Consider the following 22,424-nt stretch of genomic DNA (forward strand, 5'->3'; position numbering starts at 1 on the left):
CCCAGTGTTGTTGATTACTGCGAGAAGAGGTTTTATGAAAAATATATTCACAAAAATATTTTGGCCAATACTGAGGTTTTTCGAAACAGGCGAAGATTCAGTTAATTATAAAAAGTCTCACAGAGTCGCGCTAAATATTGTAGGGGCTTTATTTATATTCCTATCATTTGTCTCCGGCGCAGCGGCCAATTCGGTGGGTGGCATAAGCTCACTAATACCTGTGATAATTTTTTTGTGTGTGGGTATCGTTGCGGTTGTTATTGGATGGCTTGGTTCAAACGGAGCTGTCTCAAAAATATGGGGGACTAAATAGTATCGCCATAAATTAATTTTTTATTCTAGGTACTTGTGCATTTCATCACCCAACACCATATCGGCGCCATTAACGGAGGATAATTTATGTTTCGCATATTTATGTTTTTAGCCACCAATATTGCGGTGATGGCTTTGATCAGTTTGGTGTTTAGTTTATTTGGCTTTCAAGGTTTGTTAGCGCAAAACGGGGTTGATTTAGACTTGCAAGCCCTGCTGGTTTATTCAGCGGTGATTGGCTTCAGTGGCTCAATTATTTCTTTGCTGCTGTCTAAGTTTATGGCTAAGCGCACTATGGGCGTGCATGTCATTAAACAAGCCAGCAATGAAATGGAGCGCTGGTTAGTGCAAACCGTCACATTGCAAGCCGAACGTGCCAATATCGGCATGCCTGAAGTGGGGATTTTTGAGCATCCCAGTCCCAATGCCTTTGCAACGGGTTGGAATAAAAACGATGCATTGGTAGCGGTAAGTACCGGCCTTTTGCAAAGCATGACAAAAAACGAAATTGAAGCGGTGTTGGCCCATGAAGTCAGTCACGTGTCTAACGGCGATATGGTGACTTTGACCCTGATCCAAGGCGTAGTAAATACCTTTGTGGTGTTTTTGTCGCGCGTGATAGGTCATGTGGTTGACCGAGTGGTGTTTAAGGTCGAACGCGGCCATGGTCCGGCATTTTGGATTGTGTCGATCATCGCGCAGATAATCTTGGGCATTTTTGCCTCTATGATTGTGATGTGGTTTTCTCGCTACCGAGAATTTAAGGCTGATGCAGGCGGGGCAAAACTCGCTGGGCGCAACAATATGATTGCCGCATTAAAGCGTTTAAAACAAATGCAAGATGCACCGCCCATGCCTGATGAAATGGCCGCTTTTGCTATCAGCGCGGGTAAGGTACAAAAACTGTTTTCAAGCCACCCACCTTTAGATGCGCGGATTAAGCAGTTACAAGATTATTAAAAATTTACACTGCTTTTAAATAATTGATTAAGGGCGTCAAAACTATCAAGACGCCCTTTTATTTTTGCCGAATTTTGCTCTTACAGTATTAATCCTATTGTTTTTTCCCTTTAGCAATCTATGCACTTTCCATTTTTAAAGGACGGCCTTTAGGGTAAAAACTAACCGAAAGATCATTGATTTCAGTAAACGAATTATCCTAGCAAACTAAACTCTTAGCGTCGTGACTTCGCTCATGGCCCTATTTAAATTCATGACATTTGTCATCCCACATTGATGACACTTGTTTCTAACTTAATTTGAAAATTAATACCATGATAGTGCTATCAGCAGTCATCAAGGACACTATGATGTTAGCCCAATCAACTATTCAACCTTTAACTGAAGCCGGGCCGGTTAGCTCAGTAGTGGCAAGCGTTAATAATGTACATAAGGCATTTAAAGGCAAAGCAGCACTTAAAGCGGTAAATTTAGATATTATGGCTGGTCAAGTGGTGGCTATATTAGGTGCCAATGGTGCCGGTAAAACCACCTTAATCAATATTTTGCTGGGGCGCTTAGCTTTTGACCAAGGTGAGGTAAGTGTTTTTGGCCAGTCGCCTGGCAGTTTGGCGGTTAAGCGTCAAACTGGTGTTATGTTGCAGGTGGCAAACTTACCAGAAACCCTCAAAATAAAAGAGCATATCAAGCTATTTCAAAGCTATTACCCTGCGGCCATGGATTATCAGCAAGTGCTCAATTATGCCGGTCTTAACGGCATGCAAAATCGCTATTCGCGTAAATTGTCGGGGGGTGAAAAACAGCGTTTATTATTTGCCTTAAGTATTTGCGGTAACCCAAAATTACTGTTTTTAGACGAACCTAGCGTGGGCATGGATGTTGAGGCCCGCCACGGTCTGTGGCAAGCCATTCGCGATCTAAAAGCGCAAGGTACGGCCATTGTATTGACCACGCATTATTTGCCCGAAGCAGAAAGTTTGGCTGATCAAATTGTTTTCCTCAAACAGGGTAAAATATTAAAACAGGGTAATAGCGATGAGTTTAAAGCGAGCGTGAGTAATAAGTTAGTGCGTTTTTGTAGTCCTCATTTTCAACCGGAGTTTCTTGCCTTACCGGCTGTTGTTTCAGTCAAACAAAGTGGTAAATACACCTGTATGCAAAGCAATAATGTCAATAACACCTTGCAGGCCTTGCTGAGTCGATTCCCACAGATTGAAGATTTAAGCGTAACAGGTGCCGGACTTGAAGAAGCCTTTTTACAGCTTAACCATCAAATTACTGGCGATAGTGACAACAAGGAGGCAAGTGATGAAAACGCTTAATCTTGCAGACACTTTTAAACAGGTATCTAGCCATCGTTTGAATATAGGCCAACTGTTAAAAATTTATCGCGTTGAAGCCTATTACGAATGGTTAAAAACCGTCCGTAATCCGTCGTTCTCTTTACCGGCTATTCTATTTCCGGTGGTGTTTTACATCTTTTTTGGCGTACTGCTTAATCACGGCAATGCGCAAGCCGCGAGTTATTTATTGTGTACTTACGGCGTGTTTGGGGTGATGGGGCCAGCACTGTTCTCATTTGGCGCGGGTCTTGCCATTGAGCGTGGCCAGGGTTGGTTAGATATAAAACAAGCGTCGCCAATGCCTGCAGGGGCGCAAATTTTTGCGCGACTTTGGTTGGCCATGTCTTTTTCAGTCTTGATTGTATTGAGTCTTTCGCTGGTGGCTGTGAGTCTTGCTGGGGTAAGCTTAAGCCTTTTACAGTGGTTAAGCTTAATAGTGATTTGGGTGCTTGGCGGCATTCCGTTTTGTTTACTGGGCTTATCGCTAGGCTTAGTACTCAAAGCCCAGAGTGCTCCAGCGGTAATTAACTTGGTGTACTTGCCCTTAGCGTTTATGTCAGGTTTGTGGATGCCAATTACGATTTTACCCAGTTTTTTGCAAGATTTTGCGCAATTTTTACCGCCTTATCACCTAGCACAACTTGCCTTAAAAGTGGTTGAACTGGACCAAGGTCAAGCACTTTGGCAGCATGTGATTGTATTACTGGTTTATACGTTTTTGTTTGCACTACTGAGTTTGATGGCACATCGTCGTCGCCATGATTAAACCTTTATCTTAGTTGGATCAATGATGAACTTAGCCTTATTAAAAAGAATTGACTTCTATTTGTTGCCGCGTAATTTGAGCGAGCCTTTTTCGCCTTATGTGTGGTTGATATATTTACCTTTCTTTTTTGTGCCCGTTATTTTATTTCACGAGAGTATGGCCCAACTTGGCTGGATGATACTCATCTGTCTGGCCTTTTTATTCCTGTATTTTGCTAGCTATTGGCTGAATGCCCAGCAGGTAATTTGGACAATCGCCGGCATGGTTTTATTGTCTATAGGAGGAGGATTTTTAACGCCAAGCGCCAGTACGATTATGGTTTATGCGGCTGCGATGTGCTGTCTTCTAAAAAGTCGTCAACACAGCTTTATTGGTTTAGGCAGTGTATTAACTATAACGATTATCGCCAGTTGGTTACTTGGCTTTGGTTTTTCTTTTTATATGCCGGCCTTGGTTTTTTCGTTGATTATTGGTTTATTAACGATCTATCAACATGCCTTACAAGAAAAAAAACAAGAGTTGATACTTTCTCGCCAAGAAACCCAGCGGCTGACCAAAGTCGCAGAGCGCGAGCGGATTGCCCGCGATTTACACGACTTAATTGGCCATACTTTTTCAGTGATCACCTTAAAAGCCGATTTAGCCGGCAGATTACTGGATAAGGGCACAGATAAAGACTTAGCTAAAGCGCGACAAGAAATCAAACAGCTTGAAACTATCTCCCGAGATGCCCTAAGCCAAGTGCGCGAGGTAGTATCGGGCTATCGCAGTAGCGATTTGTTAAGTGAGTTAGCCAATGCTAAAAACGTATTTTCGAGTTTAAACATTGAGTTTGACTATCAATTGCAGGAACTCACTGAAGTAGAATTAGAAAGCGCCCTGACTATCAACAAAGAGCTAGCCATAGTATTGCGTGAATTAGTCACTAATATTATTAAACACGCTAAGGCCAGCAAGGTCAGTGTGATAGTCAAAAAGCACCAACAGGGCTTGGTGTTATTGGTGCAAGACGATGGCCAAGGTATGGCAAGTGAACAAACCGCTGTAATGGGTTTTGGCCTACTCGGAATACATGAACGCATCAACAAACTAAAAGGTTGGGTAAAATTAACCAAACCCGAAGGTACTAAGGGTACACTCAGTGAAATTTATGTGCCCTTAAACCCCATAAGTATATGAAGGTAAAATATGGCCTGTATTAATATTCTCATCGCTGAAGACCAAACCATGTTGCTCGACGCACTGGCCACCATTCTTGAGCTTGAAGACAATTTCCATGTTGTAGCTCGATGTGCAAACGGTAAGCAGGCGCTTACTTACTTAATGGCTCAAGGCAGTGAAAGAGTCGATGTAGTACTCACTGATATCGAAATGCCGGATTTAACTGGACTTGAATTAGCCCAAACGATATTCGATAGCAAATTAGCCAGTAAAACCATAATCCTCACCACCTTTGCACGCAGCGGTTATTTGCGCCGTGCGATGGATGCTGGGGTCAAAGGCTATTTACTTAAAGATTCACCATCAGATGAACTAATAAAAGCCATTCAAAAGGTGTATGACGGAGGTACGGCAATTGCGCCTGAGCTCATGGTTGAATCATGGATGGAAAAAGATCCACTGAGTGATAAAGAACGTGCAGCCCTGCGCCTAGCCAAAGAAGGGCTCAGTACTGAACAAATCAGTGAAAAGTTATTTTTATCACCGGGCACAGTACGTAACTATTTATCGTCAGCCGCCAGTAAACTCAATGCCAAAAATCGCGTAGAAGCTGCTAGAATTGCTCATCAAAATGGTTGGCTGTAAAAACTTAGTAAATTGCTGAAGAAAGAGAGTAGATTCTGAAAAAACAACTTGATGTGATTGTAATTGGTGCGGGTGCAGCTGGTTTATTTTGTGCGGCGCAAGCGGCTAAGCGCGGGCGTTCGGTAGCGGTGCTTGATCACGCCAAACGCATTGGCGGTAAGATTCTAATGTCGGGCGGCGGGCGCTGTAATTTCACCAACATGTATGCCACCCATGAAAATTTTTTGTCGAGTAACAAACACTTTTGTAAATCAGCTTTAAGTCGTTACACCCAGTGGGATTTTATCGGTTTGGTCGCTGAGTATGGCATTGCCTACCATGAGAAAACCCTAGGCCAATTGTTTTGCGACGACAGCGCTAAAGATATTCTCAATATGTTATTTGCCGAATGCGAAAAAGCCGGTGCGAGCGTGACCAGTCAATGCGAAATACTCAGCATCGAAAAAACTGAAGCGGGGTTTGCACTTGAGACCAGCCAAGGACAATATCAGTGTGAGTCTTTAGTTATTGCGACAGGTGGCTTGTCTATGCCCAAACTGGGGGCCAGCCCATTTGGTTACAAGGTTGCTGAGCAATTTGGTTTAAAAGTCTTGCCCACGCGCGCTGGATTAGTACCTTTTACCCTGCACGAGCAAGACAAAGTTGTTCTAGCCGAGCTCAGCGGGATATCGCTAGATGCTCGCGCCAGTTGCAACGACACCAGCTTTAACGAAAGTATATTGTTTACCCACCGTGGTTTAAGTGGCCCAGCAGTGCTGCAGATATCGTCTTTTTGGCAGCCAGGGGAAGCGGTAGAGTTTGACTTATTCCCGCATGGTGATTTACACAGCGAGCTTATAAAACAGCAACAACAGCAACCCGACATATTGCTCAGTACCGCCTTAGCAGCACAGTATGCTAAGCGCTATGTGCAAACTGTTTTGCCCTATTTAGGCTTGGATAACAAACCCCTCAAACAATACCAAGGCAAACAACTGCAACAAGTGGCAGAGGCCTTTCATCAGTGGCAACTTAAACCCAATGGCACCGAAGGCTATCGTACCGCAGAAGTGACATTAGGAGGCGTAGACACCGACGAACTTTCCTCAAAAACCATGGAAGCCAAAAAGGTCAAAGGTTTGTATTTTGTCGGTGAAGTGATGGATGTGACTGGTTGGCTCGGGGGCTACAATTTTCAGTGGGCGTGGAGCTCTGGCTGGGTGGCGGGGCAGGTTTGTTAGTTCTCGGCAACCAACTCACTTGGCACCTGTTTAAATAAGGCTTCAAAAATAGGGTCTTTTAAGGTGGTATGTACATCCCGCATTATACATTGGCGCTCAGAATCGCTCCATCCTTCTACCTTGCTTATGGTGGACATCAAGGCGTGCCCCTCTATACTACTAATAATTTTGCTAATATCGATCTGCTGATACAACTCCACCAACATATGCTTTTTGACCTGTGAAGATGCGTTATCTTCATATGCATTCGCCACACTACTTAAAAAAATAAAAGCAACGAACCATTTTGTTTGTTTCATTTATTCATCTCCAGTTTTTTTAATATCGCCTTCAAACCAATTGCCACTTAACGCCGCAAGAAAAGGCGAGCGATAGCGAATCCATCCCACGCCTTTTGTGGACGGTTTTGATGGTCTTTTTGAACGAAGCCGCTAAGCGGCAGAAAAAGCAAATTTCGTCTGTACTTCTTATGCCCTTCAATGTTGAAGGCCGCTGAGCCTATAACTAAAAGCGATCCGCTCGTTTTATTGAATTATAATCCGCTTCAAAAACTTATAAAACTTGCCAGTTGTTCAACTCCCATTGATTCAAACGGGCCACTCTTCAATTCAACACCCTTAGCCATTAAATGTGTTCGATTAGGTTAATCGGAGTAGAACTGCGATTAACTAAAAATACTTTGATGCTTTAAGGTTTAAGGCGATCAATAAATATTACATGGGGTGTTCTGGTTCGTGCGCATAGACGGGGTGCAGGGTAAAATCGGTTTTAGGCTATCAATTAATAGCATGGCTTGCTTAGCAGTGCTGATATTCAAGATCATTTCCAGTTCGGTGTCATTTTTTACGGTGAGCGTAATATTCTTGCTGTTGGCTTGTTTAATTAGTTTAGTATCATTGCCTATATACGCTGCCTCTGATCCTTTTTTAGCACCGTAGTCAAATGACCAATTCATAGGTGCAATTTTAAATTCCCAAGTGCCTTGCTTAAGTTGGATTTTTGCAACGTAGTGGCCATTCCCTCGATAATCAAACTTTGGTGTATCGCTCCAGTTTTTCCCCCAATTATTCATACTGCCAAACAGATATAATGGCGTATTGTCAGTAATTTTATCGATGTTTTCTTCAATATTTACTGTTGTGGGATCGGCACCATTCGCTATCGCCATTGCCATTTCCATTGCTGCATTAGCTGGCACCGCAATATCAGGCGCGATGCCTTTGCCTTCTATTCGTCCGACACGAGTTGAGTAGTAATCGGCTATTGGTAACGAAAGTAGCAAACTACCTGTCACATCAAACATCTTTTGTGACAACATTTTACCTGCACTGCGTTCGCCAATGATCGTTACCTGCGGCAGGTTTGCTAAGGCATCAATAGCAAATTCGGTGGCACTGGCCGATTTTTGACTAGTTAATAAATAAACTGGCCCACCAAAGTGAGGCGCCATTGGTACAAATTGAATACGAGTAAGAGGTACGGCTTGCACATCTCGCCAAAAAGATTTGATTGACCAACCCGACCAGGGTTTCAACGCCAATATATCCTGCTTAGTGGGCGGTTTTTGATGCGCGCTATTCCATTGTCGTGAGACAAACATGCCCGAATCAAGGGCTTGAGTTAGCAGATGGCTAACTAGAGGCACTATCGCAAATGCGCCCCCCTCATTTTGGCGTAAATCTATAATGAGTGCCTTTGCCCCTTTACTCGCAATATCACGGTATGCCATCGCTATTTCTTCTATGGTATCTGAGCCCATCATCGTATTGACTGTTAATACTGCAATATCTGCTTGCCAAGTTAGTTTTGCACCACCTCCACCAATCTTAAAGGAGTCATAAAAGTCAGCTGTCGCTGCAGCATTACGTTCTGACACTGCTAAATTAACATGGGAAAAAGGGCCTTCTTTCCACAGAGTGTTAAAATTCGAAATAAACTCATTTTGTGACTGAGCAGCCCTTGCAGCATGTTTTACATCTTCTTGTAATTGCAAGTATTGAGGCCCTAAAAGCTCGGTCGGATTGTAATGATTACTCGCAATAATTTGTGAAATATCGTCAGCGACCCTAACTAAATCAGTTTGAGTTTGATTATTCGCTAAACAAGCGAAACTAGCTGATAGTATTGCCAGTAATAGCAGAAGATGTGCGGGTAAATTGTAGCGATAGTAAGCTTGCATGGAGTCAATCTCTAAAGTTGAAGTGAGCCACACAATAATTAAAAAAAGCTCGCGAAGAGACCTCATACGCGATTTTGAACGTCCTATATCGCGATTTTGGACCTTGGAAACTTTAGTTTGTGTATTAAGCCTACTATTTATGTTTTAACCTTTCGGCCCATCAATATATTTAGCTTTGTACTTTTAGTATGTTGCGTTTAGCATAATTAGGCTTATTCCAAAATGCATCGGCAATAAAAAGGAAGTAAATACAGTGTCATTAATTTTGCCTATATTGCAGGCCTTTATCAGTTTTCAGTGTCTGTTTGCCATCATGTATCTCGTTGCCAGTAAAAAACTGGATAGGATGCCGAATAAACTCGTTTTGACCTTATTTATTGTTTTGGCCGTGCAAATGTCGTTTAACCTCGGCAATCAGTTTTTTTGGCCCGATAGCTTACCGCCATTTTCTTTTGGCTTAGCCTTGTTTTATGGCCCGGTATTTTATCTTTATTTATTAAGTTTAATTTACCAAGATTTTCAATGGACGCAGCGCTGTTGGTGGCACTTAGCACCAGGTATAGCTTGCACACTGTCGATAGCCGTATATAAGCCTGATGCTTTGGCCAATGCATTGGCAATCCTGTCCAGTCTGTCTATTTATACGGCATTATCGTTTCAACGCATGCTTCGCTATCAACAGGTTATTAGAGCAACTCAGTCTGAATTTGATCGCATTGCATTAGGATGGGTAATGTATCTGCTAGTGGTAATGACGATTGCATTGGTATTCAATATCGCAACAGTAGTCTTGTCTTTTTACTACGTTAATCAAAAGCTGGCTATTCTATCTGAAGCCAGTGTGTTGTTTACCTTGCTGATCATGGTCAATTCATTTTTGCTAAAGGGGCTTTTACATCCAGAAATATTTGCTGGAATTAACCATGAAGATGAAACATTAGTTGATGATCAGGCGACTAAATATCAAGCATCAGCATTGGACGTAAAGCGTCAGCAAGTCTTGCAAAAGCGACTACTCGAACATATGGATTTGGTGCAACCTTATTTGAACCCCATGTTCAACATTAAGCTATTGAGTCGGCAACTTGGAGAGCCTGTTCGCCATGTATCTCAAGTAATTAATACTTGTCTGAACGAGAACTTTTCAGACTTTGTTAGCCGTTATCGCATTGAGCATATAAAAACCAGATTACTCGACCAAGATGAAACCCGCTCAATCACTGACCTTTATCAAGACTTTGGTTTTAGTACCAAATCTAACTTTAATCGCGCGTTTAAAAAACATACGGGTGTTACACCAAGTGATTTTCGCAAAAGCTAGAAAATCAATGACCCAACTTCTGCATGCTCTTGCTTTGTTATCCTGTAAGTTGTTTTGGGAAGAGAAAAAATAAACCAGTTTTATGCAACAGGCTGCTAGCCTGTGATGAAAACATTAAATTAATATACATATAAACTGCGCCAGTCTCTCGGTTCTGTAGTGCACAATTGTCGCTTTTTTGCTGCACTTGTGAAGTTAAAATTCCTCAACTACACTGCATCATCTTTCACTCATACCTGTCGGCCGACAGGAGTTCATTATGCCAGATAAAAAAACTGGTGTAGTAACGCGATCAAGCAGTTCACGTATATCAAAAACCAGCAAAATTAAAGTTGTCCTATCTAAACCTGATGCAGCAAAACCGGCGACGGTTGTGCCTGCAACAAAGCCTGTAAAAGTTAAGGTTTCGCGGTCAAGCAAGGCAAGTACAAACAGTGCTAACCAACCTACCAAGACCGATAAAGTTGTTGCCGGTACTACCGAAAAAACGGCAGTATCTGCGGCCAGTGATAATTCGCTGGCAGCAAGCATTGTAGATATACGCTATTTACTCAGTCGTTTTGCTGGTAATACCCAATCTATATTTAAGCTGCAAGCTAGACGGCCAGACGATTTACTGTTGTTTGAATTACTTGGCAGCAATTTAAAAATAGCGCCTAGCGGCTCACCACGCCTAGTGCGTATTGTGAGTAACAAACCCAGCGGTATAATCATCAAATTGCCAGCTCAACATTTTGGTGAGCAAGCATTTTTAGATGCCACAGGGCCAGAAGTGGTGGCCGGACAAGAAGATGTTGATTTTCCCGAGTCATCCGAAGTAAAAAAAAATCACGCTACGTCTAATGCAGAAACTTACGGTAACCTGCCAGCCAGTAAAATACGCATGGCGGGCCCCAGTCGTTTAGCGTTTTTAATGCCCACTAATGTCAGCTCGTTACCCTTAACCTATGACGCTGTTTTGGAAGCGTGTCAAAATTGGCCGCCGCGTCTCAGTCCACTAGCCGTGCCAGTGCCCGATGATTTTACCTTTGGTACGGTACAAGATTCTTCGGTAATGGACGTTATACAATCTGAAGGTTGGCAAACTACACTGAACCTAACTGAGCAAGCATTCAGTTCAGTGATTTCGCCAACGGCAACCACTGCGCTGAAAAATGCGGCCACTAGCATCGCTAAGCAATTAAGCACAAACTATACGGGAGGTTTGACCAGTCGTAGTCGAGTTCAAATTCAAAACTTGTTCAAGACTGAATTAAGTAGCCTGCAACGTCGCTTTACTGCTTTAAAACAAGCGGAGAACAGTGATTTAGCAAAAGCCTTGTTGGCAATGCACAGCACAGAGATTGTTGTGCAAGCCAAGCCAGAACTTGCAGCTTTGTTAGTGGAAATCGTCACCGGCATGTTTGCAATTATGCAGCCCCATGCCCCGCACTGGGCGAACACCGCAATTGAACTACCGTATCGCTTAATTATCAGCCCGCTAGAAAATTCTCGCTGGCGACACCTAACTCAACCGAGCGTACATCATCAGCATACTGAATTGTGGCATACCCGTTTAACTCGGAAGATCAACCTAGGTAAAAACAAGGCCAGCCCAATTCGCGCCATTTGGTCGCCAGACTATAAATTGCCAGACATACTCGCTGCCGCTAACAATAATCCGCCTTTACCCTTCCGTATGAGTTTGGACGGTATTGACCGAGAAATGTTAGTAAAGTTAATGGCGGGTTTTACCGAAAAACAAGCCTCAGACAAGGCCAATCCACCAGATTATAAACCCACACCGAGCTCTGCTGAACGTTTAATTTTATCCTCTATGGGCGGTTTGTTAGATGCCGAAGGTAATTGGGACTACCGGACGTTACCGGCGGCAGTGGGCTTAGAGCAATGGCGTTATTTGACCTCACTGGGGCGTGATCAATATGTCAGAGTGGTTTACCGCGGCTATTTGTACCCCTTTGGCCACTCGGCTTCTTTGATTAAGGTGACCGAACGTAAATTTGAAAGTTATCAAAATGACCTTAATAAAAGGGTCGCAGTACTACGTCAGCGTTTTTTTATTGTGGTGCGTGAATCGGTACGCGAATTTAACGGTCATGGACATACATTTAAGGGGCGCAACTTCCCCTTTACTGCCATTCATATTAAAACCCGAACCACGCCAAACTTGCGTGCCCCAGAACAAAGTGCAGCAGTACCAGGCCCTTACCCATTAGAAAAACTATTCACCGACCCCGAAAATCCAGTACCTAAACGTGCCTGTTTTTGGCCAATGCTCAGTGCCAATAGCGATTTTGAATTTGATTGTCGTGGTGTAGATTTGGCCGGTCGGATGAGTAGCTTTTCTATGCCCTTGTTGTTTGTAGGCTTGGAAGCCAATCAACTCAAACCTGATCATGTGCGCAGTGCCTATAACAACACGACAGAAAATCGCCGAAATACCGATTTTTCTGGTAGCGCTATTTGTTATGCGCCGTTGTCGAGTAAGCCTGAAGTACAAGGCGATCCGCGCTTACCAACCACCATAATGGTGTTTCGTGCCGCCAGCAATGCTGCCGCGACCATTATTGAACCCCATGTTTATCCAGAAATGGTTAAAGCGGATATTGGTATTCGCTCGGTGCAGCGCATTTTAAATGATCCTAGTGCTACTCTAACGGTCAAGTATCCACAGATTTACAAAGAGCATGGATTTCCAACCGCAGATAACGGCCCCAATAGCGGTGAATTATTTCTGGAAGCGCTAACGCCTTTTAGTATGTTATTTTCGGAAGGTAAAAAGAAAACCGACGCCCTTGGCGCAATTGCCTCGCCATCGATGGAAATTGGCGGTTTATCGCGCATTATTGGTACTGCGGCAGACGTGCAAAAAGTAGCCAATCAGGCCTTTGACCCTCTCGCGTTTTTTAAAGATGCCAAGATCCTTGGTGGTATCAGTATTGCTGATTTACTCGACCCAATATGTGCCTTGGTTGACGCACCCAAGATGCTAAGCAAGGAGCTGCCGGATAAATTGCAGGCCAATTTTGATTGGCAAATGACGATTAAAAAGTCTGATCCCGCTGGTATTTTTGTGCATACCCCTAAAGAGGGTAGTGCCACATTGTTTAGTATGCAGGCCACGGTAACTGCGCCGATTAATCAAGCCAATGCGACCAGTACCGATGTACTAGCGAGTATTGAACATTTTAAAATCAACCTCTTTGGCTTCATTACCATTTGGTTTGACCGCCTGCAATTTGCCGCAAAGTCTGGTTCTAAGCCCGATGTGATGGTGGAACTTCACCCCTTATCTGAACACGAAGCACCAGTGGAATTTGGTGGCCCACTAGAATTTATCAATCAATTAAGTGACATTATTCCAATGGACGGATTTAGCGACCCGCCCAACATTGAGGTGTCTCCCAGCGGTATTAGCGCCAGTTACTCTTTGGCCATTCCAAATGTGCAAGTGGGTATTTTTGCTCTAACTAATCTGTCCATCGGAGCGGGATTCTCGCTGCCTTTTAACAATGAACCAATGCAAGTGCGTTTTAATTTTTCTGAACGCGAAAATCCCTTCAGTTTGACTGTATCTCTGTTTGGCGGTGGTGGCTTTTTTGCGTTAGGAATTGGTAGCGAAGGGGTTAATGAAATTGAGGCCGCTTTGGAATTTGGTGCAGCAATTCAAATTGATCTTGGCGTGGCCAGTGGCGGCATCGAAGTGAAAGGTGGGGTCTATTTTCACTGGTTACAGGAGTCGGTTGAATTATCGGGTTATGTGCGACTGCACGGCGAATTGTCAATTCTAGGCCTTATATCCGCATCGTTAACCTTCAACCTCAGTTTGTCATACTTAAAAGATAATGGTGGCTCAATTGTGTGGGGTGAAGCCAGCCTAATCATTGAAGTGGACGTACTGTTGTTCAGTGGCAGTGTAGAAGTACATTGTCGAAGAGAATTTGCTGGTTCTGAGTCAGACCCTACATTCCTGGATTTGATGCCAGAAGCCAATAATTGGACGGATTACTGCGCCGCATTTGCGATTGAGGAGGCTGCCTAATGGCCACACAAAGTTTACTCTGGACTGCCATGCCCAATGGTTTGAATCAAAATAAAGAGTTAAAAGTGTCAGTGTTGCTCTCGCCTCGATTGGATGCAGAATCGGCCACCCAAGTATTGAGCAGCTTTCCTGATTTTGTTGATTGGCCACAAACCTTAGCTGCGTGTAAATTCACCCTACATTTTGCAAGTAACAGTGTCAGTATCAAAGGTGACCAATTGGTAGGACTTAATCGGGTTGATAACAGTATTGGCCTAGCAGACAGTCAAATTTGGGCTCAGATGTTGCCGGCCAATACAAAAGTAAAAGGTTTTGCGTTTAAGGATATGACAGCTAAAAAAGTCCTGTCTTATTCAACGGTAAAAATGGCCTTAAGACAGGCACTGTTATATCGCAGCCTAGCAATTAAGGCCGATGATCAACTTCCGCAAATTGCTTCATTATTAAGTGAACCTACATGGGCAAAATTGATTGAGGATGTCGCCAGTCTCGACCGTGCTTTTGGCAGTGACAACAACAAAAAATTAGGGCGAGATATTTCACGTCAATTTAGCGAATTTCGCGATGACTTTAAATCAAGCGGTCTGAAACAAGATCAACTTGAACTGGCTTATTTTCAGCTGTTTCACACACCACTTGGTGCACAGACTACGCAAGATTATCAGGGCTTAAGTGATAAACCAGAAAAAAGTAAAACCCAGTGGCGTGCCACTAAACGTCATCCTCTACCCACACAGCTGGAATTAGCGACCTTATACGATTTTCATGAGGTAGTGGCGTCGATGAACCAGTACCCAAGTTTGTTGCGACGAATGGGCTTAGTGATTGATTTTGTGATTGAAGCTAATAAGTTTAGTCAAAGCCTAGATAGTATTTTGCATGTTGAGGTTGAACTACCGGTCTCTAAAAGTCGTAAAGCGGTCACTCGTCAAAATAGTGTGTCGCCCAAAGTGCATTGTGTTTATCAAGCAAAGGATTTTTATATCTTGTCTAGCCAACAAGCGCAACTGCATCAAGTGTTTATCAAACAGGGTTTGCTGGAAATTAATACCGAGCATTTTGCGCTTTTACAACATGATGTAGACGGGACTGGCCTTAAAGTTATGAATACCGCGCGCACCTTAGCACGGCAAAAACTCGACAAAGTGCGGCTCGATCCCACCTCGCGTCGCGAGCGCAATATGGGTCTACCTGCTATGCGCAATGCAGGCTTAATACTAGTGCAAAAAGACCGGGCACACGATCTTGAGCAACGTTTTAAACATGCACAGACACTTAACAACCATTTTATCAGCGCCCAACATGCCCCCCTCTCGCAAAAACTAAATAAACTGCCCCATGCTTATTCTGAAGATCTGTGTCGTGGTTTTCGTTTCGACATTTGGGACGATCAGAGTAAAATATGGCATTCACTTTGTCGTCGCAGTAGCGAATTTTTGCTTGGTGGGCAAATTAATATCAACGTCGCAGATGAAGAAGGGGTGGTGCGCATGGCCGCTACCCAGTCTGCCGATAGGCTTACTAATCCTAACATTGTGAGCTTACACGAGATGTTACTCGCGTGGACAGGCTGGAGTCTGTGCGCCCCTATGCCGGGCAAAATTGTTGACATCAAAGACCAAGTGAACGAACAACCAGCGACTGTGCCAGATGGCTTGCCACTTAAATCCACATTTAAAGTTGTACCAGGCTCGTTGCCCCGTTTGCGTTTTGGTCGCCGATATTGGTTGCGAGCTCGTGCGGTTGATCTCGCTTGCAATTCGTTGGCACCAAAGGCAGCAGATTATGCAGCCGAAAACGCCGCACAAAATGCTAAGCGCTATTTGCGTTTTGAGCCAATCAAGGCGCCAGTATTAGCATTATTTTTACCTAAGGCTGGGCAAGTGGAAGGGCCGCTAGAGGGTGAGTCAATGCAGCGCTTGGCAATTCGTACCTTTAACCAAACACCAGATTTAAACAAAGTAGATACGCAATTTCGCACTCGACGTTATGTCTTACCCGCAGGCAGTTCAGTTAAAGATGCTGAGGTACATGGCATGTTGGACAAGTTGGGCAGCATGGAGCCTTCTAACTATGCAATGTTAGTTGAACAGGATAAACCCTTAGAGGAAGTAAAAATCCCCTCAATTGCTGCTGCCATTCCTGATCCTTTGCGTCCACTGGGTGAGACCGCATACGCACAATTGAGTGAGGGTAGTAAATTACCTTATTTGCCTGACCCTCTCTGTGTCAATCTAGCAGCGCGCTTATTCGAACACCCTGACATCAGCGATGCACTTATTATCCCCATAGCCCTTTACCTTAAAAATATTAGTTGGCCCCACGCCCTGCCATTTAAAATTGAGTTATTTGAGGAAAAAGGCAAATTACCTTACTTTGACGCTGATTTACGCACCTTGTATGTGCCCTTGGCTAAAGGTCATCGGGCGACATTGCGCCTCAGTGTTAAACCCACTCCAGAGTCTTTGGATTTGTTAGGTTTGTGGCATTGGTTAACTACCCTCGAAAAGCGCAAAGTTAAAAAACGTGTTTTCGATGGTCAACATTGGATGTTTACGCCTTGGATTGAAATTGAGTTAGTCCATGCTGTGCAAAAGCCCCTGATAACCCCACAACTGAGCTTGCAACTTTATCGCGAGGCCAAACGCACTTGGGCATTACCGCAGTTTAGTTCACCGATGAGTTTAAAAACTACCAACCATGCAGACCTGATGTCACGCTGGAATGAGCCTTCTTTGCTGCATAAAAATGCGCCAGAAAACCTGACAAAAACCGATCGAGCGTTTTCAATTAAGATCAGTGAAGCAGACAAATATTTAGGTAAACCAGAGCACGAAATACTTAAACCAGATCTTATCCGCGCTGGCAGCCAAGGCTTAAAAGAACTGGTAGACAAAGTACATGAATTTGAAGACACCCGTTATCGACGCATTGAATATTGGCTGGAGGCGACCACGCGTTTTCGCGAATATATGCCTGCCGAAATTCTTACTGAAATGGTTAACAATAAACGGCAACTGACTGACAAAAATATCAAAGTGCAAAGTGATCCCGTGGTTAATTGGGTGCCAAGCTCAGCACCTCCGCCAGCTCCCGAGGTATTGTATACTGTACCTACGTTTAGGTGGGTGCGATCTCATACGGTAACTAAGCAACAAAGTTTGCGCCGCGGTTGGGGTTTACGTGTGTATTTGGATGGCCCTTGGAACAGCACTGGCTATGGTGAAATGCTCGCCGTGGTCTTACCAAGTGATGCCGCCGTCAATGATGATCCGAATAAAAGTCCTAGCTCCCAACCTTTAAAGAATTTTGTCACGCAGTGGGGTAACGATCCCATTTGGTTAAGTGCTTTTGTGCCTGGCCCCAGCCCCAAAACCACTGATTTTCCTTATGCACGACTTTCAGACGATCCTACTGGTGCTTGGTTGCCCAATTTTGCACCGGCTACTGAAGCAGACCAACCCAAAGGAAATTTTGTCATTAAAAACCTGCGTCACCCCCAAATTAGAGATCCTCAAGGTAGCAGCGCTAGCAGCCAGCTGAAGAAATTAGTTAATATTGCTCCCCACGATGTGTTTTTTGATGCTGAGCGTAAATTGTGGTTTTGCGATATCGATTTTGCGCCAAAGCCAGCCTATTACCCTTTTGTAAGATTAGCGCTAGCCCGCTATCAACCGGTATCTGTGATGGATAATCATTTATCCAATATTGTACTGGCCGATTTTATGACTTTGGCTAACGATCGTTCGCTTACGGTTACCAAAGACAGCAGCCACTCATTGCAGCGCAACATCGAAGTCTTTGGCCTAAGTTACAGTGACTCTAGTGGTCATCAAGAAGCCTTACATGCGCCACAATTCACTATTACTACGCCCGATGGCACACGCATTGTGAAAGCGGCTGATGTTGCGGCTAATACCGTGATCGAAGTGTGGGTTGAAAAACTCGACGACAAACTTGGCGAGGATTTCGGTTGGCAAATAGATAGTACAGCCAAGATTAACCAAAGACTAAACATTTCAGTAACGGCATCAGTACTCACTGCCAGTGCTAAAGTTAAATTGCGCAGCGATACCAAACGTGCTTTGCAATTGCAGGAAAGCAATGATTATCAAGCCTTGCTGCAAGAAAATCTCTTGGAATATGTGATGGAAGCCACCAGTTTATGGAAGGGCAGTATTACCCTGCCACGAGCAGCTACAAACAGTAATCAACGTCGTCGTTTGGTGGTAGCGGAATACGAAGAGTATTTTATCGACGATGATGCCCCGTATAATAATATACCCACGAAGAAAGGTCGGAGAATGGTCTTTGTTGAACATATTGCACTTTAAAAAAGCATTGCAAAGTTAGATTTGGTGGAATACTAATGTACTAAATTATCTAAGAGAAACAATGGCCATGCATATATCGCCTAGGATTATTTTGAACCCAGTGCGCTAAAAAAGCCGTTTACCCGTTATGGCAATATAAAGTGCAACGGCTCCGACCAAAGAATAGACAACTTCAAATGCACTAATACCCGCTATGCCTTCACGCATAAAAGTTAATACAAGCATATAAGCCAGCACTATTGAGGGGATGCCTGCTATACCCACTAGAATTCGAATAGTTAAGGGCAGTTTTGCTTTGTTTTCAGAGCTATGCATTCATCGTTTCCGTTTTTTTCAACCATTAAAAAGTAAGGTGCTACTCGCTTACAACATAAAAAAGACTCATTTTTGTTGCTGATTAATCAGATCCCGTAGCAAAATCTGGCCAAATTGATTATCGATATTACTTTGATAATCTTCAGACAAACGCTCTAAAGACGGGGCAAAATTGAGCTTCTTGTAAAGATGAGATTGATCATGTCTTAAAGCATTGAGTATATCGGCTACGGTTATCTGGTCTGTGGATTTTCCGGGTACAAGGCAGTCGGAATCGGCGCCAGCAACGATAACTAAGCCCGCTTCCAAGAGTTTATTAATAACTTGCCGAGTTAAGGCCGGAGGAAGGAATTTTCTTTGCTCTAATCTTGTTTGGGAAATGGGTCCTGCGCCTTGTTCAAAACACTCTGCCACTCGCACCATAACCTCGAGCCCAACTTTTTCCAACAGCACCGGTGAGGCCTCGAAATTAGCGTTTCTGGTAATGTTATTGCCATGTTGATGATAAAAGGCAATGCTTGAACCCATCAATAGGATCAGCCAGTTCATGTACAACCAAATCAGTAATAAAATCCCCACGGCAAAGCCAGAATAAATGGCGTCATAGTTGGTGGAATTCACCACGAAAGCAGTAAAAATTAGACTACTGGCCTGCCAAGCGCTGCCTCCTACAATTCCACCCCAAAGTGCGCTGGTAAACTTTACTTTGGTATTAGGCATCATGGCGTAGAAAAAGGTAAAGGCGATAATAATCATTAGAAAGGGCATAAGCTTGGTTAGCATTATGATCAAGCTACCGAATGGTTCAATTTCAGCCAGTGTTTGAATCAATGACGAATTCATCGTTGAAGCCGTAACGCTTATTGCCGCCACAATTAATACTGGTCCAACCAAAATAACACTTAAATACTGGCTAAAACGATTACCAATTGACCGAAGTTGCGGCGCTAACCAGATGGTATTAAAAGCACGTTCAATTTTCTGTACAAGAGAAATTGCGGTATAAAATAACAGTACAAAGCCGACTATGCCCAGCACCCCAACCTTCACATTGTCTACAAAGCTCAGTATGTTTAGCTGAATCTCTAAGCCCTTTTCCCCCATAGGTTCGAGAAAGCTGGCCAGCATTGGGGTAAATTTATCTTGAACATTAAATGCTTTTAAAACAGAAAAACTTAATGCCAGTAAGGGAACGATAGACAGGATAGTTGTATAAACTAGGCTCATTGCATGCAAGGATATTTGGCCATTGGCCAAATCGCGCACAACCGCATACATAATGCGCAGAATACGACGAGAAATGAGCTCTGGTTTTGATAGTGCCTTCAGGGGAGGGTCTAATAACCAAGACTCAAATTTTGACCAACTATCTTGTAATTTTTGCAAACCCTGACTCCAGTTATTTATGATCTGTGTATCAAGTGATACGAACTACCCTGACCCCAGTTTATACTATATCTGTTTTTACAATTACAAGAATTAACAAGACAGTTATCTTAACGAACTTACCTGATGTTCTTTAAATTCCTGCTGAGTCTGCAGATGGCTTATGCCATTGGCATAGAGCATTAACGTTAACCGATAAGGCTTTTATCTATCGTTTTTAAGGGGCCGCTCAAGGTTAAAAATACCTTTATGGTGCAGGATTAAACAATTAACACTCATTTCGACATTACAATTAAGCTTGGCAATTAATCAATAATCACTGCATCAGGAGTCGGGTGTATTCAGCTGTTTTTTCAAACTTGCGAGCAGCTTGTTGTAAGCGATTAACTATCGCTACATCTGTTGCTTTGCTGATTGCTATATAGCTACTACGCTCGTTTTCTGGCCCTATTTCTTTGTACCTGATAGCGACCTTTGTCTCACCACGTTTATTTAGGATATTTTGAATATTCACGGGGTCACCGTACACTAAGTCCACTCGACCATTTTCTAGTAAAGTAACCATCAGTTCCCCGTCAGAGACGACATACAAGTTCTTTTTCTCTGAGAAACCTTGTTCGGTAAGTTCGCTGTAACCTGCAGAGCCTATAACTACAGCAGTCAACTTTTGCTTCGCTTGCTGCAGATTGTCTACATAATTTTCTGGCTTGTTTTCTAAAGAGATAAATACTCTGGCTAGATTACTGACTTTAATAAGCCAATGAAAATCCGATTCACGTTCAGGCGTTTTTATCATGCTTAAAATCAAGGTGTTTGGTTTGTTGCTCGCGATTGAAAAAGCGCGTACCCATGGCATAAACTCAACTTTGGCATCAAGTTGAGCTTCTTTTAGAATGGCTTGTAAAATCTCAATCGAAGGACCTTTGTTTTCACCATTTTCATAATATTGCAGTAGCTGGTTGTTATTGGCTACAGCCAGTAAATTAGCCTCTATGCCTTCCTTTGCAAAAGTGCAAATAGATAGGCTAATACATAACAAGAATATGAGTGAATGAATGATTAAACGCATCAAAATCGCCTTTTGTGAATGCCTAGGAGCTTAAACGCTATGCTTGATCTAATCAACGTATGGCAGGCAGACTTGCACTGCATTTATGATAACAAACCAAAGTATCAATTTTTTACAGGTAATACTGTTAACTATTGGACTAAAGTTTACTCTACTCGCAGATTTATTATCTGAACAGGTCGAATAGGTCAATTGATGAATCGTCAACCCAGCCACAGTTTGCATCGACTCTTTCTTGGAGTAATTTTTTCATTTTTGCTACGGTTTGATTTTGTTGCATGATGCTTTTCTGTTCGCGATATTCGCGTTTAAGGGCCGAAATATGGGCGTTAAAGTTTTGTTCTGTCTGCTTATTACTGCGTTCAAAAAATTTACGCCATACCAAAGTAGACACATCGCTGTTCGACTTTTCAGCATGTAGTTCATCATCTAAACGGTGTGATTTTGCCCTGAGTAGGGTGAGCATTGGCGTCAGTGTATCGGTATCGAAGAGAAATGCACCGTCATTAATATGAGTCTGGTAAAGTTGAATCAGGGTGAAAGCATCTTTATTTTTACGGGCTGCTGATAGGGTTTGCATGATGACATGTTTCTGTGCTTTTTTTACTGGGTCTTGCTCTTTATCAGGGTGTAACAGCGAGGCTAAGCGTTTGTATATTTTGTTTAGCTGGCCACCTTTAAACAGTTTATCTAAGTCTCTTTGCCTCTCATCCTGTGGTGCATGATACTGATCATCCTCGTTTTCTGTTTGCTGACCAAATAGATCTTCGAAAGGTTTATGTTGGTCGGTTTTGTCTTCTGATTGCTGCTCTTCATCCACGTTTTGTTGCATTTGTTCAATATAGATATCGATTAGACTAGGGTCTTTAATCAGTGCAACAATTTCATCGTCGGTAAGTTGCATTTTTCCGCAGAAAATAGTTTCAAGGCTGTAGCGTACCCGTTCAATTTCGTCTGGGTCGATGTCAGCGGACTCAGATTGGCTAAATTCTGAAAGGGCTTCATTAAACTTATTTTGTAAGGCATCAAGGTTAACCTCACCTACAAAAGGATGTGTGCGCAGGTATTCTAGGTCGTTGGCAATCCATTCAAGTAACTCTTCGTGCTGGTAATCTGAAAAGGACTTACGGCCAACGAAGCTTATTAAAAATTCAATAAATTCATAAGCTTGTCTAGTGTTTTGATGCTCTAAAGGTAATACCTTTGTTTTGAACTCTGCAAATATCTTTTCTTTTTTGTCTAAAAAGGTTTGATTACGCTTTTGTTGTTTCTCGATTTTTGACCAAATATTGATTAGAGATTGTTGCAAAGGATCACTGTGAGTGTCTGATGCTGTGCTATTGAAAAGTGGCTTTAACGCTGTCATTTAAA

General features: G+C 43.0%; 16 protein-coding genes. 10 read left to right on the forward strand and 6 right to left on the reverse strand.

The features are described from left to right. Positions 1-34 precede the first annotated feature (34 nt). The 7 genes from ABKW31_RS15340 (at position 35) to ABKW31_RS15370 (ending at position 6,407) form a co-directional block, all read left to right on the forward strand. Positions 35-313: a hypothetical protein gene (locus ABKW31_RS15340; RefSeq protein ID WP_348617434.1), complete on the forward strand. Its 279-nt coding sequence runs from the start codon at positions 35-37 to the stop codon at positions 311-313. Positions 314-399: 86 nt separating this feature from the next. Then, a complete protein-coding gene (gene htpX, locus ABKW31_RS15345) occupies positions 400-1,272 on the forward strand; it encodes a protease HtpX (protein ID WP_348617435.1) in 873 nt (290 codons plus the stop codon). A 347-nt stretch (positions 1,273-1,619) separates the two neighbouring features. Then, complete coding sequence (locus ABKW31_RS15350) at positions 1,620-2,594, forward strand: ABC transporter ATP-binding protein (protein WP_348617436.1); 975 nt, start codon at positions 1,620-1,622, stop codon at positions 2,592-2,594. Next, positions 2,581-3,381 carry an ABC transporter permease gene (locus ABKW31_RS15355; protein ID WP_348617437.1) on the forward strand — a complete coding sequence of 267 codons (801 nt, stop codon included), beginning with the start codon at positions 2,581-2,583 and terminating at the stop codon, positions 3,379-3,381. Before ABKW31_RS15350 ends, ABKW31_RS15355 begins: the two co-directional genes overlap by 14 nt. A 21-nt stretch (positions 3,382-3,402) precedes the next feature. After that, positions 3,403-4,560, forward strand: coding sequence for a histidine kinase (locus ABKW31_RS15360; protein ID WP_348617438.1), 1,158 nt, complete (start codon positions 3,403-3,405; stop codon positions 4,558-4,560). A 9-nt stretch (positions 4,561-4,569) separates the two neighbouring features. Next, positions 4,570-5,187 carry a response regulator transcription factor gene (locus ABKW31_RS15365; RefSeq protein WP_348617439.1) on the forward strand — a complete coding sequence of 206 codons (618 nt, stop codon included), beginning with the start codon at positions 4,570-4,572 and terminating at the stop codon, positions 5,185-5,187. 32 nt (positions 5,188-5,219) lie between these two features. Continuing rightward, positions 5,220-6,407 carry an NAD(P)/FAD-dependent oxidoreductase gene (locus ABKW31_RS15370; RefSeq protein ID WP_348617459.1) on the forward strand — a complete coding sequence of 396 codons (1,188 nt, stop codon included), beginning with the start codon at positions 5,220-5,222 and terminating at the stop codon, positions 6,405-6,407. Here the strand turns inward: ABKW31_RS15370 and ABKW31_RS15375 are convergent. Next, on the reverse strand, positions 6,404-6,706 hold the full coding sequence (locus ABKW31_RS15375; protein WP_348617440.1) for a hypothetical protein: 303 nt from the start codon (positions 6,704-6,706) through the stop codon (positions 6,404-6,406). The genes ABKW31_RS15370 and ABKW31_RS15375 overlap by 4 nt on opposite strands. 404 nt (positions 6,707-7,110) lie before the next feature. Beyond that, the gene (locus ABKW31_RS15380; RefSeq protein WP_348617441.1) at positions 7,111-8,586 is read right to left on the reverse strand and encodes a S41 family peptidase; all 1,476 of its coding nucleotides are present in this window, start codon (positions 8,584-8,586) and stop codon (positions 7,111-7,113) included. 253 nt (positions 8,587-8,839) lie between these two features. Here ABKW31_RS15380 and ABKW31_RS15385 point away from each other — a divergent pair, with 253 nt between their 5' ends. The 3 genes from ABKW31_RS15385 (at position 8,840) to ABKW31_RS15395 (ending at position 18,283) form a co-directional block, all read left to right on the forward strand. After that, positions 8,840-9,907 carry a helix-turn-helix domain-containing protein gene (locus ABKW31_RS15385; protein WP_348617442.1) on the forward strand — a complete coding sequence of 356 codons (1,068 nt, stop codon included), beginning with the start codon at positions 8,840-8,842 and terminating at the stop codon, positions 9,905-9,907. Positions 9,908-10,166: 259 nt separating this feature from the next. Beyond that, positions 10,167-13,949, forward strand: coding sequence for a hypothetical protein (locus ABKW31_RS15390; RefSeq protein WP_348617443.1), 3,783 nt, complete (start codon positions 10,167-10,169; stop codon positions 13,947-13,949). Next, positions 13,949-18,283 (forward strand): hypothetical protein, encoded by a 4,335-nt coding sequence (locus ABKW31_RS15395; RefSeq protein ID WP_348617444.1) that lies wholly within the window; start codon positions 13,949-13,951, stop codon positions 18,281-18,283. The genes ABKW31_RS15390 and ABKW31_RS15395 overlap by 1 nt, the downstream gene beginning before the upstream one ends. 105 nt (positions 18,284-18,388) lie before the next feature. On the opposite strand, the gene ABKW31_RS15400 is transcribed toward ABKW31_RS15395, so the two are convergent. From ABKW31_RS15400 to ABKW31_RS15415, 4 genes are all read right to left on the reverse strand, one after another. Beyond that, complete coding sequence (locus ABKW31_RS15400) at positions 18,389-18,598, reverse strand: hypothetical protein (protein ID WP_348617445.1); 210 nt, start codon at positions 18,596-18,598, stop codon at positions 18,389-18,391. 66 nt (positions 18,599-18,664) lie between these two features. Further along, positions 18,665-19,984, reverse strand: a complete 1,320-nt coding sequence (locus ABKW31_RS15405) for a YhjD/YihY/BrkB family envelope integrity protein (RefSeq protein WP_348617446.1) — start codon at positions 19,982-19,984, stop codon at positions 18,665-18,667. Positions 19,985-20,300: 316 nt separating this feature from the next. Beyond that, positions 20,301-21,053 carry an ABC transporter substrate-binding protein gene (locus ABKW31_RS15410; RefSeq protein ID WP_348617447.1) on the reverse strand — a complete coding sequence of 251 codons (753 nt, stop codon included), beginning with the start codon at positions 21,051-21,053 and terminating at the stop codon, positions 20,301-20,303. Between the two features lie 166 nt (positions 21,054-21,219). Continuing rightward, the gene (locus ABKW31_RS15415) at positions 21,220-22,419 is read right to left on the reverse strand and encodes a hypothetical protein (protein WP_348617448.1); all 1,200 of its coding nucleotides are present in this window, start codon (positions 22,417-22,419) and stop codon (positions 21,220-21,222) included. Positions 22,420-22,424 lie beyond the last annotated feature (5 nt).

Source organism: Paraglaciecola sp. 25GB23A (assembly GCF_040012495.1).
GTDB lineage: Bacteria > Pseudomonadota > Gammaproteobacteria > Enterobacterales > Alteromonadaceae > Paraglaciecola.